The following is a 17495-nucleotide window of genomic DNA, read 5'->3' on the forward strand; positions in this document are numbered from 1 at the left end:
GGTCCCGTCGGGTCAGCGGGCCCCGGCGGCGGCCGCGGCCTTGAGGATGGAGCTCTTGCGTTCCTTGAGCGTGTTCAACAGCTGCTCGTTCTTCTCGACGGCCCGTTCCTGGTACGCGACCTCGACGGCGTACCAGACGCCGATCACGTTGTTCTCGCGTTTGCAGGTGACATCGGCGGTGGCGACGCGGATCTCTTCGGCCGAGGCGGTGCCGGCCTTGGTGAACCGCTTGTCCTCGACGGCTGCCATGGGGGAGGAGTAGGTGTAGCCCTGCTTCTTCATGCAGGCGGACCAGGCGCTGAACGCCTTCTTCACCCGGGAGTCCTTCTGGGACTCCTGGTAGGTGAAGCCGGCGAGCTGGTCGGCGAACTCCTCCTGGTCCGGGTGGACCTTGGGCCCCTTGGACGCGAGGTCGCGCAGGGATTTGCCCCAGCAACCCCCCTTGGGGATGGTCTTGCCGTTCTGCTCCGCCTTGGCGGACTCCCCCTCGCGCGGGCCGAACAGCACGAGCGACTCGGCGCTGGAGTAGTTCTCCTTCGGCGGCTTGGGCCCGCGCGCGGCGGGGTCCGGGTGGTAGCCGAAGCGGGAGGCCTTGTCCGGGTCGGACACGCCGTACCGGTTGGCGTCACGCAGGGCTTTGTCGCCCCGGTACGACGGCCGGGGCTCCAGGTCGAACCCGTAGTCGCCCATGCACGCGGCGGCGAGCAGGTCCTCGCCCTGCCGTCGGGTGCGCAGCTCGTCGTCGGTCCAGGCGTACGCCTCCAGCGGCAGTTCGAGATTGACCGAGGCGGCCATGCTGGGCGTGGCGCTGACCTTCGGAGGGTTCTTGAAGTCGACCGGCGGGGCGGCGCTGGAGCGGGAGCCCGGCGTGCCGTCGTCCTCGGAGCCCGAGGAGCAGGCGGTCAGCCCGAGGGCGGCGCACACCAGCGCCGCCCCGAGCCGTCGTGCGGTGGTACTGCGCGGCATGGGATCGTCCGCGTCCTAGAAGGGCTCGTAGCTGGAGGCGTTGTTGTTCTGCAGCCAGCCCGGCGTGTTGCGGCGCACACCGTCACAGGTGTGGTTGTGGCGCTGCCCGTTGAAGTTGGAGTTGAAGAAGATCGCGTAGTTGTAGCGGGTGCCTTCGCACTTCGCGGACGACGCGTTGTTGCCCACGACCAGGCCCTTGCCGGCACCGCTGGAGCGGAACACGTCGTCGTGGTGGCTCGGCTCCTCGTCGTAGTAGTCGACGTAGGACGACGCGCCGTACTGGGTCGAGTGGTAGTACATGCACAGCTCACCGCTGTCGCAGCGGCCGTCGTTGTACCCGGCCTGGGCCGGTGCCGAGCTCAGTGCGAGCGTGCCGAGTGCGAGCGCAGCCGCGGCGAAGAAGGAACGACCTCTCATCAGTGTCTCCCCGTTTCCTGTGAGGGTGTTGTGACCAACGGCGCAGGATCCTTGCATGAGTTGTGCACTGAAGTGCAAGCCGAGTGACGGTTGTGACTCAAAAACGATCACCCTGGCCGTAAATAAACGGTCGTCAAGTGACTTTGGGAACAGATAACTTGACTTTGACCGAACGAAAATGGTCATCTCGGCGTGACCATGACGATGTGAAGGTGCTGGTCGGACGGCGTGAAGGCGCCAACCCGCCCCACATCGTCCGCTGTTGGGGGAGTGTCAGTTGTCGAAGCAGGGGGAGAGCTCCGGCCTGACCCGGCGCAGGCGGTCGCTGACCGCGCTGGCCGTGGGATCGGTCGTGCTCGTGGGTGCCGCACTGTGGACGTCGGCGTACGTGAAGTCGCCGGCGCAGGCCGCGGCCGAGGCCCGGCCACCCGCTCCCGACGTCCTCACCGCGCCCGTCGAGCGCCGCGTCCTCGCCGACACGGTCGTCACCCGGGGCACGGTCTCCTCCTCCCAGACGGTGGACATCGCCCCCGCCGGCACCGCCGCCGAGGACGTCGCCCGGCCCGTCGTCACCAAGATCATGGTGCGCTCCGGCCAGACCTTCCGCGGCGGCCGCGTCCTCGTCGAGGTCTCCGGCCGCCCGGTCTTCGCCCTGCGCGGCGAACTGCCCGTCTACCGCGACCTCAAGCCCGGCTCCCGCGGCGACGACGTCCGCCAGCTCCAGAAGGCACTGCGCGATCTCGGCCACGGCACCGGCGCCGACGCCACCGGCACCTACGGCCCCGGCACCAAGCAGGCCGTCGCCGCGCTGTACGCCGCCATCGGCTACGAACCCGTCACCGCCGGCGGCGGCAAGGACGGCGCCGACCCGCTGAAGGGCGCCCGCGCCGACGTGAAGAGCGCCCAGCGCGCCCTCGACGGACTGCTCGGCGACAAGGCCGACGCCGACGAGGTCCGCTACGCCCGCGAGGACCTCACCGAGGCCAAGGCCGCACTGGCCGAGGCCGAGGCCGTGTCGGGCCCGATGGTGCCCGCCTCCGAGGTCGTCTTCCTCTCCGGCTTCCCGGCCCGCGTCGACAGCATGACCGCCAAGGTCGGCACGGCCGCGGGCGAGAAGCTCGCCACCGTCTCCGCCGGCCGGCTGGTCGTCACCGGCTTCCTCGGCGCCCAGGAGAAGGACCTCGTCCGCCCCGGCCAGAAGGTCAAGGTGCTCTCCGAGGTCTACGGCCAGGAACTCACCGGCACCGTCGGCACAGTCGCCGACACCCCGACCGTCCCCGAGGCCGACGGCGACGACACCGCCGCCGCGGCGGCACCCGCCGGGCAGGGCTACGCGGTCACCGTCAAGCCCGACTCCGCCCTGCCGGCCCGCCTGGCCGGCCAGGACGTACGGCTCACCGTCGAGGCCGGCTCCTCCGACGGCAAGGTGCTCGTCGTCCCGGTCTCCGCGCTGTCCGCCGGCGCCGACGCGCGCACCACCGTCACCGTGCTGGACGCCTCCGGCGAGCGGCGGCGTGTGGAGGTACGGCCCGGCACCTCCGGTGACGGCTACACCGCGGTGACCCCGGTGGGCGGCGCCCGGCTCGAAGCCGGCGACAAGGTCGTCGTGGGGGTCCGGCCCGCGGCGGGCGACGGGACCGCCAAGTGAGCACGGCCGGCGCGCCGCCGGTCATCGAGTTCCGCGGGGTGGGGCTGACGTACCCCGGGCCACCGCCCGTACCGGCCCTGCAACCCTGCGACCTGACGGTGCGGCAGGGCGACTACGTCACGGTCGTGGGCCCCTCCGGATCCGGCAAGTCGACGTTCCTCAACATCGCGGGGCTGCTGGACGCGCCCACCGAGGGCCGGTACCTCCTCGACGGCATCGACACCGGGCCCCTCGCCGACGGCGAACGCACCGGGCTGCGCGGGCGGCGCATCGGGTTCGTGTTCCAGAGCTTCCATCTGCTGCCGCACCGCTCCGCGCTGGAGAACGTCGAACTGGCCATGGTCTACAACGGCGGCGCCCGCCGCGGCCGCAGGGAACGCGCCCGCGAGGCCCTGCACCGGGTGGGCCTCGGCCACCGCACCGACGCACTGCCCACCCGGCTGTCCGGCGGTGAGCGCCAGCGCGTCGCCATCGCCCGGGCCCTGGTCGCCCGGCCGTCGCTGCTGCTGTGCGACGAACCGACCGGCAACCTCGACACACAGACGGCGGAGTCGGTCCTGGCCCTCCTCGACGAACTGCACGCGGACGGCATCACCCTCGTCGTGATCACGCACGCCCCGGACGTCGCCGCGCGCGGCCGGCGCACCGTCGCCATCCGGGACGGGGTGCTGACGGAGCAGGTGGGAGTCTGATGCCGTCCTTCAAGAAGCTCAGCGACCTCGCCTGGCCGGGCCGTACGCCGGCCGCGCCGCGCGTGCCCCGGGGCGAGCGCTCCCGGTTCAGCCCGGGGGACCTGCTGGCGGAGTCCGTCGCCGGCATCCTCCAGCGGCCCGCCCGCTCCGCGCTGACGGCGCTCGGCACGGTGCTCGGCGTCGGCACGTTCGTCGCGGTCCTCGGACTGACGGCGACCACGTCGTCGCAGATCGACTCCCGCTTCAACGAACTGACCGCCACCGAGGTGACCGTGGAGGACACCGGCGGCGAGCAGCCCGAGTTCCTCGCCAACGCCTTCCCGGCGGACGCGGACCGCCGCATCGGAGCGCTGGGCGGTGTCCGCGAGGCCGGGGTGTACTGGCCCGTGCGGCTGGCACCCGGCACCACCGTCGGCTCCGCGCCCCCGGGCTCCGGCGCGACGGGGGAGGAGGCGCAGGTCGTCGCCGCGTCACCCGGAGTCCTCGCGGCGGCCGAGCCGAGCCTGGCGCAGGGCCGGACCTTCGACTCCTACCACGACCGGCACGGGGAGAACGTGGCCGTGATCGGCTCGGGGCTCGCCTCCCGGCTGGGCATCTTCACTCTGGAGACCGCCCCGGCCGTCTTCGTCGGGGACCGGGCCTTCACCGTCATCGGCATCGTCGACGACGTGCAGCGCAAGGCCGACCTGCTGCTGTCGGTCGTGGTGCCGCGCACCACCGCCGAGGAGATCTGGGGCGGACCCCAGAGCGGCGAGCGGGCCAAGATGCTCATCTCCACCGACCTCGGCGCCGCCCGGCAGATCGCCTCCGAGGCGGCCCTCGCCCTCGACCCCGCCCACCCCGACCACTTCAAGGTCGTACCGCCGCCCGACCCGAAGACCCTGCGCGGCAGCGTCACCTCCGACCTCAACCAGCTCTTCATGCTGCTGGCCGGGATCTGCCTCGTCATCGGGGCGGTCGGCATCGCCAACACCACACTCGTCGCCGTGCTGGAGCGCACCGGTGAGATCGGCCTGCGCCGCGCGCTCGGCGCCCGGGGCCGGCACATCACCGTCCAGTTCCTGGCCGAGTCGGGAGCGCTCGGCGCGCTCGGCGGTCTGGTCGGCACGAGCTTCGGCACGGTGACCGTCGTCGTCATGGCCGTCCACCGCGAGTGGACGCCGGTCATCCATCCGGCGACGGTGGTGACCGCCCCCCTGGTCGGCCTGGCCACCGGTGTGCTCGCCGGTCTCTACCCGGCCTGGCGCGCCAGCCGCATCCAGCCGGCGGAGGCACTGCGCCGCTGAACCCGCCCGCGGACACGAAAAAGGGGCCCGCCGTCCTCGCGGACGGTGGGCCCCGCTTCATGCAGCGGACGTCGTCACCACCGGTAGGGCCGGTACACGTCCATGCACTCCTTCTTGTCCGCGCTCAGCGCGTCCGCGGAATCGGGCAGGTCGCCCGCCTCGGGAGCCTTCTGCTTCGGGTAGGTCGTGCCCTCCCGCCAGTCGCTGCCGATGGTCAGCGTGGTGGTCACGTCGTCCGTGGCCCGCACCTGGCCGCTCGGGATGCCGACCGCCTTCGCCACCGACAGCGCGTTGGCCCGGCCCTGCTCCCCGGTGCTCTTCGGGTACGTCACCTGGGTCCGGCCGTGCGGATCCTGCTGCCCGGAGGCGACGGCCCGGGTGAAGCCCTCCTGCTGCAGCGCGGCCACGATCGCGGCGGCCCGCTGGGGAACGGCGGCCTGCTGGTCACTGGCCGTCCCGTTGACGACGGAGACCGACAGCCCCGCGGCCGGCGCGGCGGCGGGCCCCGTGGCCTTCACCGACGCCGGGGACGGGCCCGAGGCCCCGGCGGCGCGCGCCTTCCCGGCCTTGTCGAAGGAAATGTCGTCGCGGAGCATCGCCCACATCGTGTCGGCGTCCTCGGGCTTGGGCACGAGGTGGTTGCGGTCCAGGGGGTCCTCGATCCACGGCATCGTCGTCATCGTGATGCGGTTGGTCGGGACGGACTTCAGCTGCATGCCGACGTCGTACAGCTCCTTGACCGTGCCGATCTCCTCGGACACCTTCAGCGCCTTGGTGCCCGACTCGGCCAGGCCCATCAGGCGGCCGGTGTCGGTGAAGACGTTCTGCTGCTTCAGCGTCCGGATCATCGCGTTCATGTACATGTGCTGTGCCTTGGCGCGCAGCGGGTCACTGCCCCAGGCGTGGCGGGTGCGCAACCACTGCAACGCCTGTTTGCCCTGCACCTTGTGCGTGCCGGCCTTCATCTTCAGCCCCGAGCCGCCGCGCTGGCCGGGCAGCGGCCGGTCCCACACGTTCTGGTTGACGCAGACCGGGACGCCGCCGATCGCGTCCGCCATGTCCACCACTCCGGCGAAGTCGACCATCATCCAGTGGTCGATGTACACGCCGGTCAGGTTCTGCCAGGTGGCGAGGGTGCAGCCCGGGCCGCCGCGCTGGAGCGTCTCGTTGATGATCGTGTTCTTGGCCGGGTAGGTCTCGCCGGTGTCGGGGTCGATGCACTTCGGGATGTCCACCCGGGTGTCCCGCGGGATGCTCACCACGGACGCGCTCTCGCGGTCCGCCGAGACGTGCAGGAGCATCTGCACGTCCGCCAGGGGCTTGCTGCCGACGTTGTCCCGGCCGCCGCCGAGCTTGACGTTCTCCGCGGAATTCCGGCTGTCGGAACCGATCAGCAGGATGTTGAGCGGGGTCTGGCCGTCCGCGTTGGGCCCGGTCTTCTTGACGTCGGACTCGCCGGCGTTGCGCTTGCCCTTGTCGATGTTGCCGTTGAGATGGCGGTAGTAGAGGTATCCGGCGCCGGCCGTCCCGAGTATCAGGACCGACAGCACGATCGCGGACCAGCGCAATATCCGGCGGCCCCCGCCACGCCGCCGGCCGCGCCGTCGGCCGTGGCCGCCCCCGCCCCCCTCGCTCCCGCCCCCGGCGGGCGCCGCCGTCCCCGGACGCTCGTCCTGAGCCAGGCCGCCCGAATCGCGCCGTGTGCTGCCTCCGCGCACGTCACTCTGCGCCATACCCCTGCCTCCCACCCCTACGGCCGACCCACGGGACCGCCCCGCGTCGTGTTCGGATCACGGGTGACCCGTGTCCGTCCGGACCACGGGTTCCCCCGCCGCTCCGCCGGAGCACGGTCGTCCCCGCTCCTGGTTGGACCACTGACATGCCCGGTCGGATGTACACCCGGCCGATTCGTCCGGGCATGCTCCGTCCACCTGTTAGACGCAGAACGGGACGCTCAGGTCACTTCGCGCACTCGGCCTTGTCGGCCGTGGCCTTCTGCACGTCCTCCGGCACCTTCTCCGGAGTCGTGAGCGGCACGCCCGCACCCTCGAAGTCCTTGCCCAGGGTCAGCGTCATCGCGGGGACGCCCTGGGAGTTGGTCACGCTCTTGCCCGGCTTGAGCGCCGCCCCCGACAGGCCCATGATCTCCGCGAGCCGACGCGCCTGGTCCGCCTCGTCGGGCCCGTACTCCAGTGTGGTCTTCGCCAGCGGCTGCTCGGCGTTGCCCGCGTTCTCGGACTTGGTCACGCCCTCCTGGACCTGCAGCCAGCTGAGGGTCTCCTGGGCGCTGCCGGCGACGGCGCCGCCGTTGAGGATCCGCACCCGCACCTCGGAGGCCGGCGCCTTGGTGCCCTTCAGCCGGGCGGCCTCGGCGGCCTTCTCCTTCTTCTTCTCCTGCTTCACCTCGGTCAGCGACACGTCCTCCCGGACCATCGCGAACAACTGCTGGGCCTGAGGCTCCTTCAGAACCACCGTGGCCTTGATCTTCTCCGCCGGGTTGTCGACGACGGGCACGGTGGCGAATGTGAGGTTCTTCGTGTCGAACTTGCCCAGCTCCGCCCCGAGATCGGCCAGCTTCTTGATCGTGCTGATCTGCGAGTCGACGGTCAGCGCCTTGGTGCCCGCCTCCGCCAGCTTGATCATCTTCGGCGGGCTGGTGAGGGTGTCGTTGGACTTGAGCTTGCGCATCATCGAGCCCAGGAACTGCTGTTGCAGCTCGATCCGGCTCAGGTCGCCGCCGAAGCCCACGGAGTGCCGCGTGCGGACGAAGGCCAGCGCCTCCTCGCCCTCGATCGTGTGCTCGCCCTTGGGCAGGTCGAGTTTGGAGTCGGGGTCCTTGATGTCCTTGGCCAGACAGACGTCGACCCCGCCCACCGCGCTGGTCAGCGTCTTGACCGCGTTGAAGTCGGCCACCATGAAGTGGTCCATCTTCAGCCCGGTCAGCTCGGTGATCGTGCGCATGGTGCAGCTCGGCGTCCGCTCCTCCTGCCCGAGGCTGTTGTTGAAGCGGGTGCGCTGCTTGCCCGGGATGACCTTCTCCGAGCCGTCCTCCTGCGTCGTCGGGCAGTCCGGGATGTCGGTGATGAGGTCGCGCGGGATGCTGAGCACCGTGGCGTTCGAACGGTCCTTGGACACGTGCAGGACGAGCGTGGTGTCCGCGTGCCCGGCGCTGTTCTTGTCGCCGTAGCCCTCGTTGCCCTTGCCGGTGCGCTTGTCCGTGCCGATCAGCAGGATGTTGATGGCGCGGTCCTTGCTGAACCCGCCGGTGCCGGCGCCGTCGTCGGACACGGACGTGATGTTGTCGTTGAGGTGCTCGTAGTAGAGGTACGCGGCCGCGCTCGTCCCGACGAGCACGAAGGCCAGGGAGCCGCCGGTCCAGATCAGGACCTTCTTGCCCTTCCCCTTCTTCGGCGCCGGACGGCGCCCGCGGCGCCCCGCGGCCGCCTCGGTCGGGGCGCCGGTGCGTCTGCGCGGGGAAGGGGCATCGTCGCCGGGTGCCGCCGCACCGGAACGGCGGGCGGGGGCGGTCCGGCCGGTACGGGGCGCGCCGGCTCTTCCGGCCGGGCCGCCTCTTCCGGTCGTGCCACGGCCACCGGAACCACGGGGCCCGGGAACGGACGACTGCGCTGCGGAAGGGGCCAGTCGCAGTTCGTATTCGCCGGTGTTCGGGTTGAGTACCCACTGGTCTGCGGGGTCGATGTCGTCCGCCCGCCCACGGCCTTGCGCGTCCACGGTTGCCTGATTCCTCCGTCGGGCCACGCGGCGCCCTCCCCCGGAAGGCGCACGGTGCTGGTCAAGCAGTGCACGCCCCCAGGACGGAGCTCATGGGTGAGAGCACTGGATCGCACACACTATCCGCACACTTCGGCGTCAAGCGACGTGGGTGAGAAATTGCACGTTCTCACAACTGGGCAATCCCGCCCATTTGTTTGAAGGAAGTTCTGCGAACGCGAAGGAAATGCACGTCACTTGGCGCACTCCACCTTGTCGGCGGTGGACTTCTGTACGCCCTCCGGCGCCTTTGAAGGTGCGGTGAGGGAGACCCCCGCCCCCTCGAAGTCCTTGCCGAGGGTGAGCGTCATCGCGGGCAGCCCCTGGTCGTTGGTCACGCTCTCGCCCGGCTTCATCGCGGACCCGGGCAGGCCCATGATGTCGGCGAGACGGCGTGCCTGGTCGGCCTGGTCCGGCGCGTACTCGAGGGTGGTCTTCGCCAGCGAGGCGGGCGCGTTGCCGGCGTTCTCCGACTTGGTCACGCCCTCCTCGTTCTGCAGCCAGCTCAGCGTCTCCTGCGCGCTGCCCGCGACGGCTCCGCCGTTGAGGATCCGCACCCGCACCTCGGAGGCAGGGGCCTTGGTGCCCTTCAGCCGGGCGGCGACCGCGGCGGCCTCCTTCTTCTTCTGCTCCTTGACGGCGGTGAAGGAGACGTCGTTCCTGATCATTTCGAAGACCTGCGGGGCCGTCGACTCGTTCAGCACGACCGTGGCCTTCACCTTCTCGGTCGGGTTGTCGATGACCGGAATCGTGGTGAACGTCAGGTTCTTGGTGTTGAGCTTGCCCAGCTCCAGGCCGAGGTCCTTCAGCTTGCCGATGCTGTCCAGCTGCGAGTCGACGGTCAACGCCTTGGTGCCCGCCTCGGCCAGGTCGAGCATCTTCGACGGACTGGTGAGGGTGTCGTTGGACTTGAGCTTGCGCATCAGCGCGCTCAGGAACTGCTGCTGCAGCCCGATCCGGCTCAGGTCGCCACCGAAGCCGACGGCGTGCCGGGTGCGGACGAAGGCCAGGGCCTGCTCGCCCTCGATGGTGTGGGTGCCCTTGGACAGCTTGAGGTGCGAGTCCGGGTCGTCGAGGTCCTTGCCCACACAGACCTCGACCCCGCCGACCGCGCTGGTCAGCGTCTTGACCGCGTTGAAGTCCGCGACCATGAAGTTGTCCGGCTTGACCCCGGTCAGCTCGGTCACGGTCCGCATGGTGCAGCTGGGCGTACGGCCGTCCTGGCCGAGGCTCGTGTTGAAGCGGACCTGCTGCGTGCCGGGGATGACCTTCTGCGTGCCGTCCTCCTGCGTCGTCGGGCAGTCCGGCACGTCGGTGATCAGGTCACGCGGGATGCTCAGCGCGGTCGCGTTCGAACGGTCCTTGGAGACGTGCAGCAGGATCGTGGTGTCGGCGTGCCCGACACTGCCCGCGTCGCCGTAGCTGCCGTTGCCCTTGCCGGTGCGCTTGTCGGTACCGATCAGCAGGATGTTGATGGCCTTGTCCTTCTGGAAGCCACCGGTGCTCGCGCCGTCGTCGGAGACGGACGCGATGTTGTCGTTCAGGTGCTCGATGTAGAAGTACGCGGCGCCCGAACCGGCGACCAGTACGAACGCCATCGTGCCGCCGGTCCACAGCAGGACCTTCTTGCTCTTCGAGGCCTTCTTCGCCGGACGCCGTCCACGCCGTCCCGGCGGCGGCTCCTCCGGCGCCCCGCGGCGCCTGCGCGGCGGCGGCACCGCGCGGCCGGGCGTCTCGGGCCGCGACCGGCCGGGCGCGGCCGTGCGGCCGCGCGCCGGCGGGGCCTCCTCGGAGGACCGTGGCCTGCGGGGCGCGGGGACGCCCGACTGCGGGGCGGAAGGCCCCAGTCGCAGTTCGTATTCGCCGGTGTTCGGGTTGAGCACCCACTGATCTGCGGGATCGATGTCGTCCGCCCGCCCACGGCCTTGCGCGTCCACGGTTGCCTGATTCCTCCGTCGGGGCACGCGGCGCCTTCCCCTCCAAGGCGCTCGGGTCTCGGTCACTCAGTGCGCGACCTCAGGACCGTCCCTCAGAGCCGGGCGCACCGGATCGCTCACACTAACCGCCCCATTCCGCGCCGAGCGACGACGGTGACACATTCCACGTCCCTACACCTGGGCAATTCGCCCATTTCCCGGGCGAGGAGCTCATTGCCTTGGAGTAACCTTGGTGCCCGCTTTACTCACAGGTGTCCTCGGCTGCCGTGTTCCCCCGAAACGTCGGTGGAGGAGAAACGGTGACGGCGGGCCCGCGATAAGGGCCCGGAAGCGAATCCCCGTACGACCCGTCACGCGTGTCGGGGAGCCTCAATGGGGCGTGACGTCGCAGGCCGCCACCCTCGACGACCACCGGCGCGTCCGTCCGCAGCCGCTCGAAGAGCCTCTCCGCCGCGGGCTCCACGAGTTGGTCACGATTGGTGTCGTACGCATACGACTCCCGGGGGACGGTCAGGAATTGCACTTGTTCCATGGGGATGTCGCGCAGGCCGCGCACGAGTTCGTACAAACCGCGCAAGCTGGCCAGTTTCGGGTCGGTGGTGAGAGACGACGTTGCGGCGTCCAGCACGGGATACAGCTTCACCGGATTCAGCAGGACGTCATTGCTGCGCACCTTGTTGACGAGCGCCCCGAGGAATCGCTGCTGCCGCTCCATCCGCTCGGTGTCACTGCCGTCGCCGAGGGTCTTGCGGGCGCGGACGTAGCCGAGGGCCTGCTCGCCGTTCAGCGTCACGCGCCCGGCGGGCAGCCGCAGCTTGGCGGCCCGGTCGTCGATCGGCTCCCGCAGGCACACCTCCACGCCGTCGACCGCGTCGACCATCTCCTTGAAGCCGTGGAAGTCGACGACGACGTGATGGTCGACGCGGATGTCGGTCAGCTTCTCCACGGTCCGGATGGTGCAGGCCGAACCACCCAGCTGGAAGGCCTGGTTGAACATGGCGAACCGGGGCGCGCTGCGGGACCCGTCCGGGCGGCGGCAGCCCGGCAGGTCCACCATCAGGTCCCGGGGCAGGGAGACGGCGGTGGCGCTGCGCCGGCCCGCGGACAGGTGCAGCAGGATCGTGGTGTCGGACCGCTCGGTGCCGGAATCCCGCCCGTAGCGGGCGTTGTCGCGCCCCTCGCGCGAGTCCGACCCGATCAGCAGGATGTTCCGCGCGTCCTTGACCAGGGAGGTGGGCCGCTCCTTGTCGTACTTCGCGAGCTCGGCGGCGGCGGCCTCGTCAGGGGTGATGTTCCCGCTGAGCTTGGCGTAGACGGCCCAGCCGACCCCGCCGGCCGCCACGAGGAGGGTCGTGGCCCCGAACGCCGTGATCCGCACCCACCGCCGCCGGCGCCGCCGCACCAGCCCCCGCCCACTGGCGGACGCCCCCCTGCCAGGACCGACCCTGTAGCCCACGGCAGCAACCACCCCTCCTGACGTAGGAACGCCCCGCAGCGCACTGCTCCTACGACCATGGCGCGGATGGAGGGCGGGGGGTGGGTGGGGATGGGCCGAACGGGGGAGGGACCCACCGGCTCGTCCGGCGCCAACTGTGTCGCGGGTCGTCCGGCGCCTGCTGTGTCGCGGGTGGTCGTGGTGCCCGCTCGCTCCTCTGGTGGCCCGTGGCGCCGCGGGCGAACGAGGGACTCGCGGCTCGTCCCAGGGCCTGCTGGCTCGCGGGCGATCCTCGTGACCCGCTCGCTCCTCTAGTGGCCCGCTGCGCCGCGGGCGATCGTCGTGACCCGCTCGCTCTCCACCCGCTTGTCCAGCACCCCGTCCCCGGCCTGCTCCAGATGCCGGCACAGCACCACGGAACCCCCGGTGGCCAGCGGCCCGTACAGACCCGCGTGCAGCCCGTCCCATGTGTCGTACGGCAGACCGGACAGGATTCGCGACCCGGGCCCGGTCAGCCCCAGCGCCACCGCCTCCGCCCGGGCCCGCTCGACCACCTCGGCCCCGCTGAACTCCCGCCCGGCCACGATCAGCGCGGGCCCCTCCGGATCCACGGGCGCGTACGGCACGAAACGGTCGCCCTGCCCCGGCACCTCCACCGCGTAGTCGACGAAGCCCTCGGGTGCCTGCGGGAACCGCCCTCCCAGAGGCCGCAGCGCCATCCCGATCCGCGCACCGGAGCACGCCCGGGCCTCCTCCAGCCGGTCCGGCCCGCTCACCACGACGTCGGCTCCCCGGGCATCCCCGGACACGTCCGCGACGACTCCCGCCGACGCACACGCCAGCAGCCACACCGCCGTCTGCCAGTGCGCGGGCAGCAGCAGCGCCACCCGGTCCCCGGGCTCGACGGACAGCTCGTCCTGGAGGAGATTCGCGGTCTTGGCCACCCAATTGGCGAAGGTGGCCACGGACAGTTCGACCCGTTCGCCCGTGGCGTCATCGTAGAAGGTCACCAGGGGGCGTCCCGGATCCGCGGCGAGCGCGGAACCCAGCAGGTCGGCAGGGGTGCGATCGGTGGCGTTCACCGCGCAAGCGTACGCAACGCACGGGCCCCCGCCCAACGGCCCGCCCACCGCGGCGCCCCGAATCCGCCACCGGTTCGGCGGAACCCAGACCGACGGCCCGTCAACTCCCAAATAGACAGACTTGTACGACTATGTCGAAGATCAGGGGCATGCGTGGATTCCTTGCTTCCTCGATCGGTGTCACCTGCGCGGCCGCTCTGGCCCTCCCCCTCACCCCTCCCGCCCTCGCGGCGACGGCGAGACCGGTGCCGGCCGCGGAAGCCGCGAGACCCGCGCCCCGCGCGGGGACCCCGGCCACGACCCCGTCCGACCGGCGCGCCGCGGAGCCGTCCGCCGCCGGCAGCACCCAGTCCCTCCCCCTGGAACCCCTCACCCGCGACCGTGCCACCCCCTCCGCCCCCGCCACCGAACAGGGTCTGCCCCGCCGGGCCGTACGCCACTTCTCCCTCGTCGGCGTCGTCTGGGACGACCCGAACGCCGAACTGCACGGCCGCGTGCAGGTCCGCACCCGAACCGCGGGCACCGGCACCTGGTCGGGCTGGCAGGAGGTGGAGACCCACAACGCCGACCACGCCGCCGACCCGGACACCCTCGAGAGGGCCTCGAGCCGCGTCCGCGGTGCCACGGCCCCGCTGTGGGTCGGCGACTCCGACGGCGTGGAGCTGCGGGTCCGCTCCGAGTCCGACGATTCCGCCGGACACACCTCGGGCGACCGCAACCTCCCCGCCGCGCCCCCGCTGCCCTCGGGCCTGCGACTCGAACTCGTCGACCCCGGCGAGGACGACGCAGCCCTCGGCGCTGAGGAAGACCCCCGCGCCGCAGGCGCCCTGAACGCCGAGACCTCCGCCCTCACCGAGACCTCCACCGGCACCGAGGCCTCCGCCCTCACCGAGACCTCCGCCCTCACCGAGACCTCCGCCGGCGCCGAGGCCTCCGCCGTCAACGCCGACCTCGCCCCCTTCGGCGCCACCGAGATCGCGGCACTGAACCGCGCCGAGACCGAACAGGAGTACCTCGCCCTGAACCCCGGCGGGCTGACGGAGCAGCAGCGGCAGGCCAAGCCGTACGTCGGTCCGCGCCCGGGTATCGTCACGCGGCGCGGCTGGGGCGCGAACGAGGGGTTGCGGGAGAGCGGCTTCCGCTACACGAAGAAGGTCAAGGCGGCCTTCGTGCACCACACGGCCAGCGGCAACAACTACCGCTGCTCGCAGGTCCCGTCACTCATCCGCAGTATCTACCGCTACCACGTCAAGAGCATGGGCTGGCGGGACATCGGCTACAACTTCCTCATCGACAAGTGCGGAAAGATCTACGAGGGCCGCGCCGGGGGCGTGGCGAAACCGGTCCTCGGCGCGCACACCCTGGGTTTCAACAACAACAGCATGGGGATCGCCGTCCTCGGGTCGTACGGCGCCACCAAGCCGTCGAAGTCCGCGGTCAAGGCCATCGCGCGGCTGACCGCGTGGAAGCTGGGGCTGTACCGGGTGAATCCGAAGGGGAAGACCTACCTGAAGTCGGCTGGCAGCAATCTCCACCGAAAAGGTAAGAAGGTACGACTGAACGTGATCTCGGGGCACCGGGACGGCTTCAAGACCGAGTGCCCGGGACGCAAGCTCTACGGAAAGCTCGGCTCGGCCCGCTCCAAGGCGGCCCGCTACCAGGGCCGCTGAGCACACGTTCACCGCCTACGGGGGGCAGGGGGCGGCATGCCGCACGGCCAACGAAGGCGCCACGGAACGATCTGCATACACTGACCGGCCGAAAGACAGTTCGGCCGGTCCCGGCAGGAAGCAGAGACGACACGTGACTGAAGCGATCCTCCTGGTCGGCGGCAAGGGCACCCGGCTGCGCCCGCTCACGGTGCACACGCCCAAGCCCATGGTCCGGGCGGCCGGCGTGCCCTTCCTCACGCACCAGCTGGCGAGAGCGAGAGCCGCGGGTGTCGAGCACATAGTCCTGGCCACGTCCTACCTGGCCGAGGTCTTCGAGCCGTACTTCGGTGACGGCGCCGCGCTCGGACTGCACATCGAGTACGTCACGGAGGAGGAGCCGCTCGGCACGGGCGGCGCCATCCGCAACGTGGCCTCCCGGCTGCACTCCGGCCCCGACGACCCGGTCCTGATCTTCAACGGCGACATCCTGACGGGCCTGGACATCCGGGCCCTGGTCGACACCCACGAGACGACGGGCGCGGACGTCTCCCTGCACCTCACCAAGGTCACGGACCCGCGCGCCTACGGCCTGGTCCCCACCGACGACACGGGCAGGGTGCAGGCCTTCCTGGAGAAGCCGCAGACGCCCGAGGAGATCGTCACCGACCAGATCAACGCGGGAGCGTACGTCTTCCGCCGCTCGGTCATCGACGCGATCCCGCTGGGCAGGCCGGTGTCGGTGGAACGGGAGACCTTCCCCGGCCTCCTCTCGGCCGGGGCGCACCTCCAAGGCATGGTCGACTCGACGTACTGGCTGGACCTCGGCACCCCGGCGGCCTTCGTCCGCGGCTCGGCGGACCTGGTCCTCGGCCGGGCCCCGTCGCCCGCCGTCCCCGGCCGCTGCGGCGACCGCCTGGTCCTGCCCACGGCGCAGGTCGCGTCCGACGCGAAGCTGTCGGGCGGCACGGTGGTGGGCGAGGGGGCCTTCGTCGCGGAGGGCGCGCGGATCTTCGGCAGCACGATCCTGCCGGGCGCGGTCATCGAGCCGGGCGCGGTCATCACCGACTCACTGATCGGCACCCGGGCCCGCGTCGGCCAACGCTCGGTCCTCACGGGCACGGTCATAGGCGACGGCGCGGTGATCGGCCCCGACAACGAACTCCTGGAGGGCGCCCGCATATGGTGCGACGCCCGCATCCCGGCAGGCGCGGTCCGCTTCTCATCGGACCAGTAGAAACGGCAGGGGGCGGGCCCCGCTATCCAGCCGCGGGAGTGCGCACCGACCCAGCCGCGGGCCTGCGCGCCGTGCCCTCCGCAGGCCTGCGCGGCCGCCTCTCCGCGGGCCTGCGAGGCGACCCCCGCTGCGGGGGCCCGCCCCGCCCCCAGCTGCGGGCATGCGTGCCGCCAGGGGCGGCACGGGTGGGCGCAGCGGCACCCCGCTCCGCCGGGCTGCGGACCCACCCGGCCTCAGCACAGACGCAGCAGCACCTCACTACGCCGGGTTGCGGATCCACCCGGCCTCAGCACCGACGCCGAGCACCTGAACCCCGACAGTTCGCGCGCAACACCCTGCCCGCACAAACGCCGAGCCCCCGAAGCCAACAGCTCACAACTGCCCGATGTCCCACCGAGGCATCTTCGGCGCCCGCCGCGCAGGCACCCTCCCGCTGAGCAGAATCAACCGAGCCGCCCGATGCCGCTGCCCCGCATACGGCTGAAGCAGCTCCAGCATCACCGCGTCATCCGCATCCCGGTCCCCGGCCAGCGCCCACCCCACGATCCCGGGCAGATGCAGATCCCCCACCGTCACCTCGTCCGCCGCACCATGACTGCGCTGCACCGTCTCCGCGGAGGTCCACGGCCCGACCCCCGGCACCAGCTCCAGCCGCGCCCGAGCCGCTCCGGGCTCCATTCCCACCGCCTGCTCCAGCCGCGCGGCGACCCGCACGGCACGCAGGATCGTCGACGCCCGCTTGTTGTCGACCCCGGCCCGATGCCACTCCCACGACGGGATCAACGCCCACGTCCGCGGCTCCGGCATCACGTACATCCGCGCGGGCGCGGGCCCCGGCGCCGGCTCCCCGAACTTCCGCACCAGCAGCCGCCACGCCCGGTACGCCTCGTCGGTCGTGACCTTCTGCTCCAGGATCGACGGGATCAGCGACTCCAGCACGAGCCCGCTCCGCGTCAGCCGCAGCCCCGGCCGCCGATGCCGGGCCGACGCCAGCAGCCGGTGCCGCGGCACGAACGCCGACGGATCGTCCGCGGCCCCGAGCAGCTCCGGCAACCCCTCCAGCAGCCACTCCGCCCCGGGCCCCCAGGCCTCCCCGCGCACCCCACCGCCGTATGCGCACACCCGGAGCGTCCCCGGCCCGGCCGGAGTGAGGCTGGTCCGCCACACGGACCCGTCCGGCGTCGCCCGGAACGTCGGGTCGCCGGGCCCGCGCCGCAACGGCCCGAGCACCAGACCGAGATCCAGCGGCCCGCCCGGCACCCACTCCCGCACCCGGCCCGGCCCCGCCGCCTGCCGGGGCACACCCGCGGGCACGGCGACATGCCCACCGCGCACCGTCGTGCGCGTGGGCCGCGGAGCGAACCGTCCTGCCATG

At 71.5% G+C, this 17495-nt stretch carries 13 protein-coding genes; 5 read left to right on the forward strand and 8 right to left on the reverse strand.

Annotated elements, in window-relative coordinates:
• Nucleotides 1-12: 12 nt before the first annotated feature.
• Nucleotides 13-966 (reverse strand): hypothetical protein, encoded by a 954-nt coding sequence (locus tag IE153_RS26680; RefSeq protein ID WP_189592342.1) that lies wholly within the window; start codon nucleotides 964-966, stop codon nucleotides 13-15.
• A 15-nt stretch (nucleotides 967-981) separates the two neighbouring features.
• On the reverse strand, nucleotides 982-1383 hold the full coding sequence (locus IE153_RS26685) for a hypothetical protein (RefSeq protein WP_031107102.1): 402 nt from the start codon (nucleotides 1381-1383) through the stop codon (nucleotides 982-984).
• 277 nt (nucleotides 1384-1660) lie between these two features.
• Here IE153_RS26685 and IE153_RS26690 point away from each other — a divergent pair, with 277 nt between their 5' ends.
• The 3 genes from IE153_RS26690 to IE153_RS26700 are packed head-to-tail and all read left to right on the forward strand — an operon-like array spanning nucleotide 1661 to nucleotide 5009.
• Nucleotides 1661-3031, forward strand: a complete 1371-nt coding sequence (locus IE153_RS26690; protein WP_229829175.1) for a peptidoglycan-binding protein — start codon at nucleotides 1661-1663, stop codon at nucleotides 3029-3031.
• Nucleotides 3028-3723 (forward strand): ABC transporter ATP-binding protein, encoded by a 696-nt coding sequence (locus IE153_RS26695; RefSeq protein WP_189592343.1) that lies wholly within the window; start codon nucleotides 3028-3030, stop codon nucleotides 3721-3723. The genes IE153_RS26690 and IE153_RS26695 overlap by 4 nt, the downstream gene beginning before the upstream one ends.
• Nucleotides 3723-5009 carry an ABC transporter permease gene (locus IE153_RS26700; RefSeq protein ID WP_189592344.1) on the forward strand — a complete coding sequence of 429 codons (1287 nt, stop codon included), beginning with the start codon at nucleotides 3723-3725 and terminating at the stop codon, nucleotides 5007-5009. The genes IE153_RS26695 and IE153_RS26700 overlap by 1 nt, the downstream gene beginning before the upstream one ends.
• 74 nt (nucleotides 5010-5083) lie before the next feature.
• Here IE153_RS26700 and IE153_RS26705 read toward each other — a convergent pair whose 3' ends face one another.
• From IE153_RS26705 to IE153_RS26725, 5 genes are all read right to left on the reverse strand, one after another.
• Complete coding sequence (locus IE153_RS26705; RefSeq protein WP_189592345.1) at nucleotides 5084-6742, reverse strand: LCP family protein; 1659 nt, start codon at nucleotides 6740-6742, stop codon at nucleotides 5084-5086.
• 226 nt (nucleotides 6743-6968) lie between these two features.
• A complete protein-coding gene (locus IE153_RS26710) occupies nucleotides 6969-8741 on the reverse strand; it encodes an LCP family protein (RefSeq protein WP_189592346.1) in 1773 nt (590 codons plus the stop codon).
• A gap of 233 nt (nucleotides 8742-8974) precedes the next feature.
• The gene (locus tag IE153_RS26715) at nucleotides 8975-10717 is read right to left on the reverse strand and encodes an LCP family protein (RefSeq protein WP_189592347.1); all 1743 of its coding nucleotides are present in this window, start codon (nucleotides 10715-10717) and stop codon (nucleotides 8975-8977) included.
• A 241-nt stretch (nucleotides 10718-10958) separates the two neighbouring features.
• The gene (locus IE153_RS26720; protein WP_435812017.1) at nucleotides 10959-12122 is read right to left on the reverse strand and encodes an LCP family protein; all 1164 of its coding nucleotides are present in this window, start codon (nucleotides 12120-12122) and stop codon (nucleotides 10959-10961) included.
• Nucleotides 12123-12463: 341 nt separating this feature from the next.
• Nucleotides 12464-13234: a TIGR03089 family protein gene (locus IE153_RS26725; RefSeq protein WP_189592349.1), complete on the reverse strand. Its 771-nt coding sequence runs from the start codon at nucleotides 13232-13234 to the stop codon at nucleotides 12464-12466.
• 149 nt (nucleotides 13235-13383) lie between these two features.
• Between IE153_RS26725 and IE153_RS26730 the strand changes: the two genes are divergently transcribed.
• Complete coding sequence (locus tag IE153_RS26730; RefSeq protein ID WP_229829177.1) at nucleotides 13384-14904, forward strand: peptidoglycan recognition protein family protein; 1521 nt, start codon at nucleotides 13384-13386, stop codon at nucleotides 14902-14904.
• A gap of 133 nt (nucleotides 14905-15037) precedes the next feature.
• Nucleotides 15038-16120 (forward strand): mannose-1-phosphate guanylyltransferase, encoded by a 1083-nt coding sequence (gene manB / locus IE153_RS26735; protein WP_189592351.1) that lies wholly within the window; start codon nucleotides 15038-15040, stop codon nucleotides 16118-16120.
• A 372-nt stretch (nucleotides 16121-16492) separates the two neighbouring features.
• Here the strand turns inward: manB and IE153_RS26740 are convergent, their stop codons facing one another.
• Nucleotides 16493-17494 carry a DNA-3-methyladenine glycosylase family protein gene (locus IE153_RS26740; protein WP_189592352.1) on the reverse strand — a complete coding sequence of 334 codons (1002 nt, stop codon included), beginning with the start codon at nucleotides 17492-17494 and terminating at the stop codon, nucleotides 16493-16495.
• Nucleotide 17495 lies beyond the last annotated feature (1 nt).

The organism is Streptomyces massasporeus (genome assembly GCF_014648995.1).
Taxonomy (GTDB): domain Bacteria; phylum Actinomycetota; class Actinomycetes; order Streptomycetales; family Streptomycetaceae; genus Streptomyces; species Streptomyces massasporeus.

Bases quoted from the DNA above. Each gene is read 5' to 3' on its own strand.
- IE153_RS26680 (WP_189592342.1), bottom strand. From the start codon at position 966: ATGCCGCGCAGTACCACCGCACGACGGCTCGGGGCGGCGCTGGTGTGC.
- IE153_RS26685 (WP_031107102.1), bottom strand. From the start codon at position 1,383: ATGAGAGGTCGTTCCTTCTTCGCCGCGGCTGCGCTCGCACTCGGCACG.
- IE153_RS26700 (WP_189592344.1), top strand. From the start codon at position 3,723: ATGCCGTCCTTCAAGAAGCTCAGCGACCTCGCCTGGCCGGGCCGTACG.
- IE153_RS26705 (WP_189592345.1), bottom strand. From the start codon at position 6,742: ATGGCGCAGAGTGACGTGCGCGGAGGCAGCACACGGCGCGATTCGGGC.
- IE153_RS26730 (WP_229829177.1), top strand. From the start codon at position 13,384: ATGCGTGGATTCCTTGCTTCCTCGATCGGTGTCACCTGCGCGGCCGCT.
- IE153_RS26740 (WP_189592352.1), bottom strand. From the start codon at position 17,494: ATGGCAGGACGGTTCGCTCCGCGGCCCACGCGCACGACGGTGCGCGGT.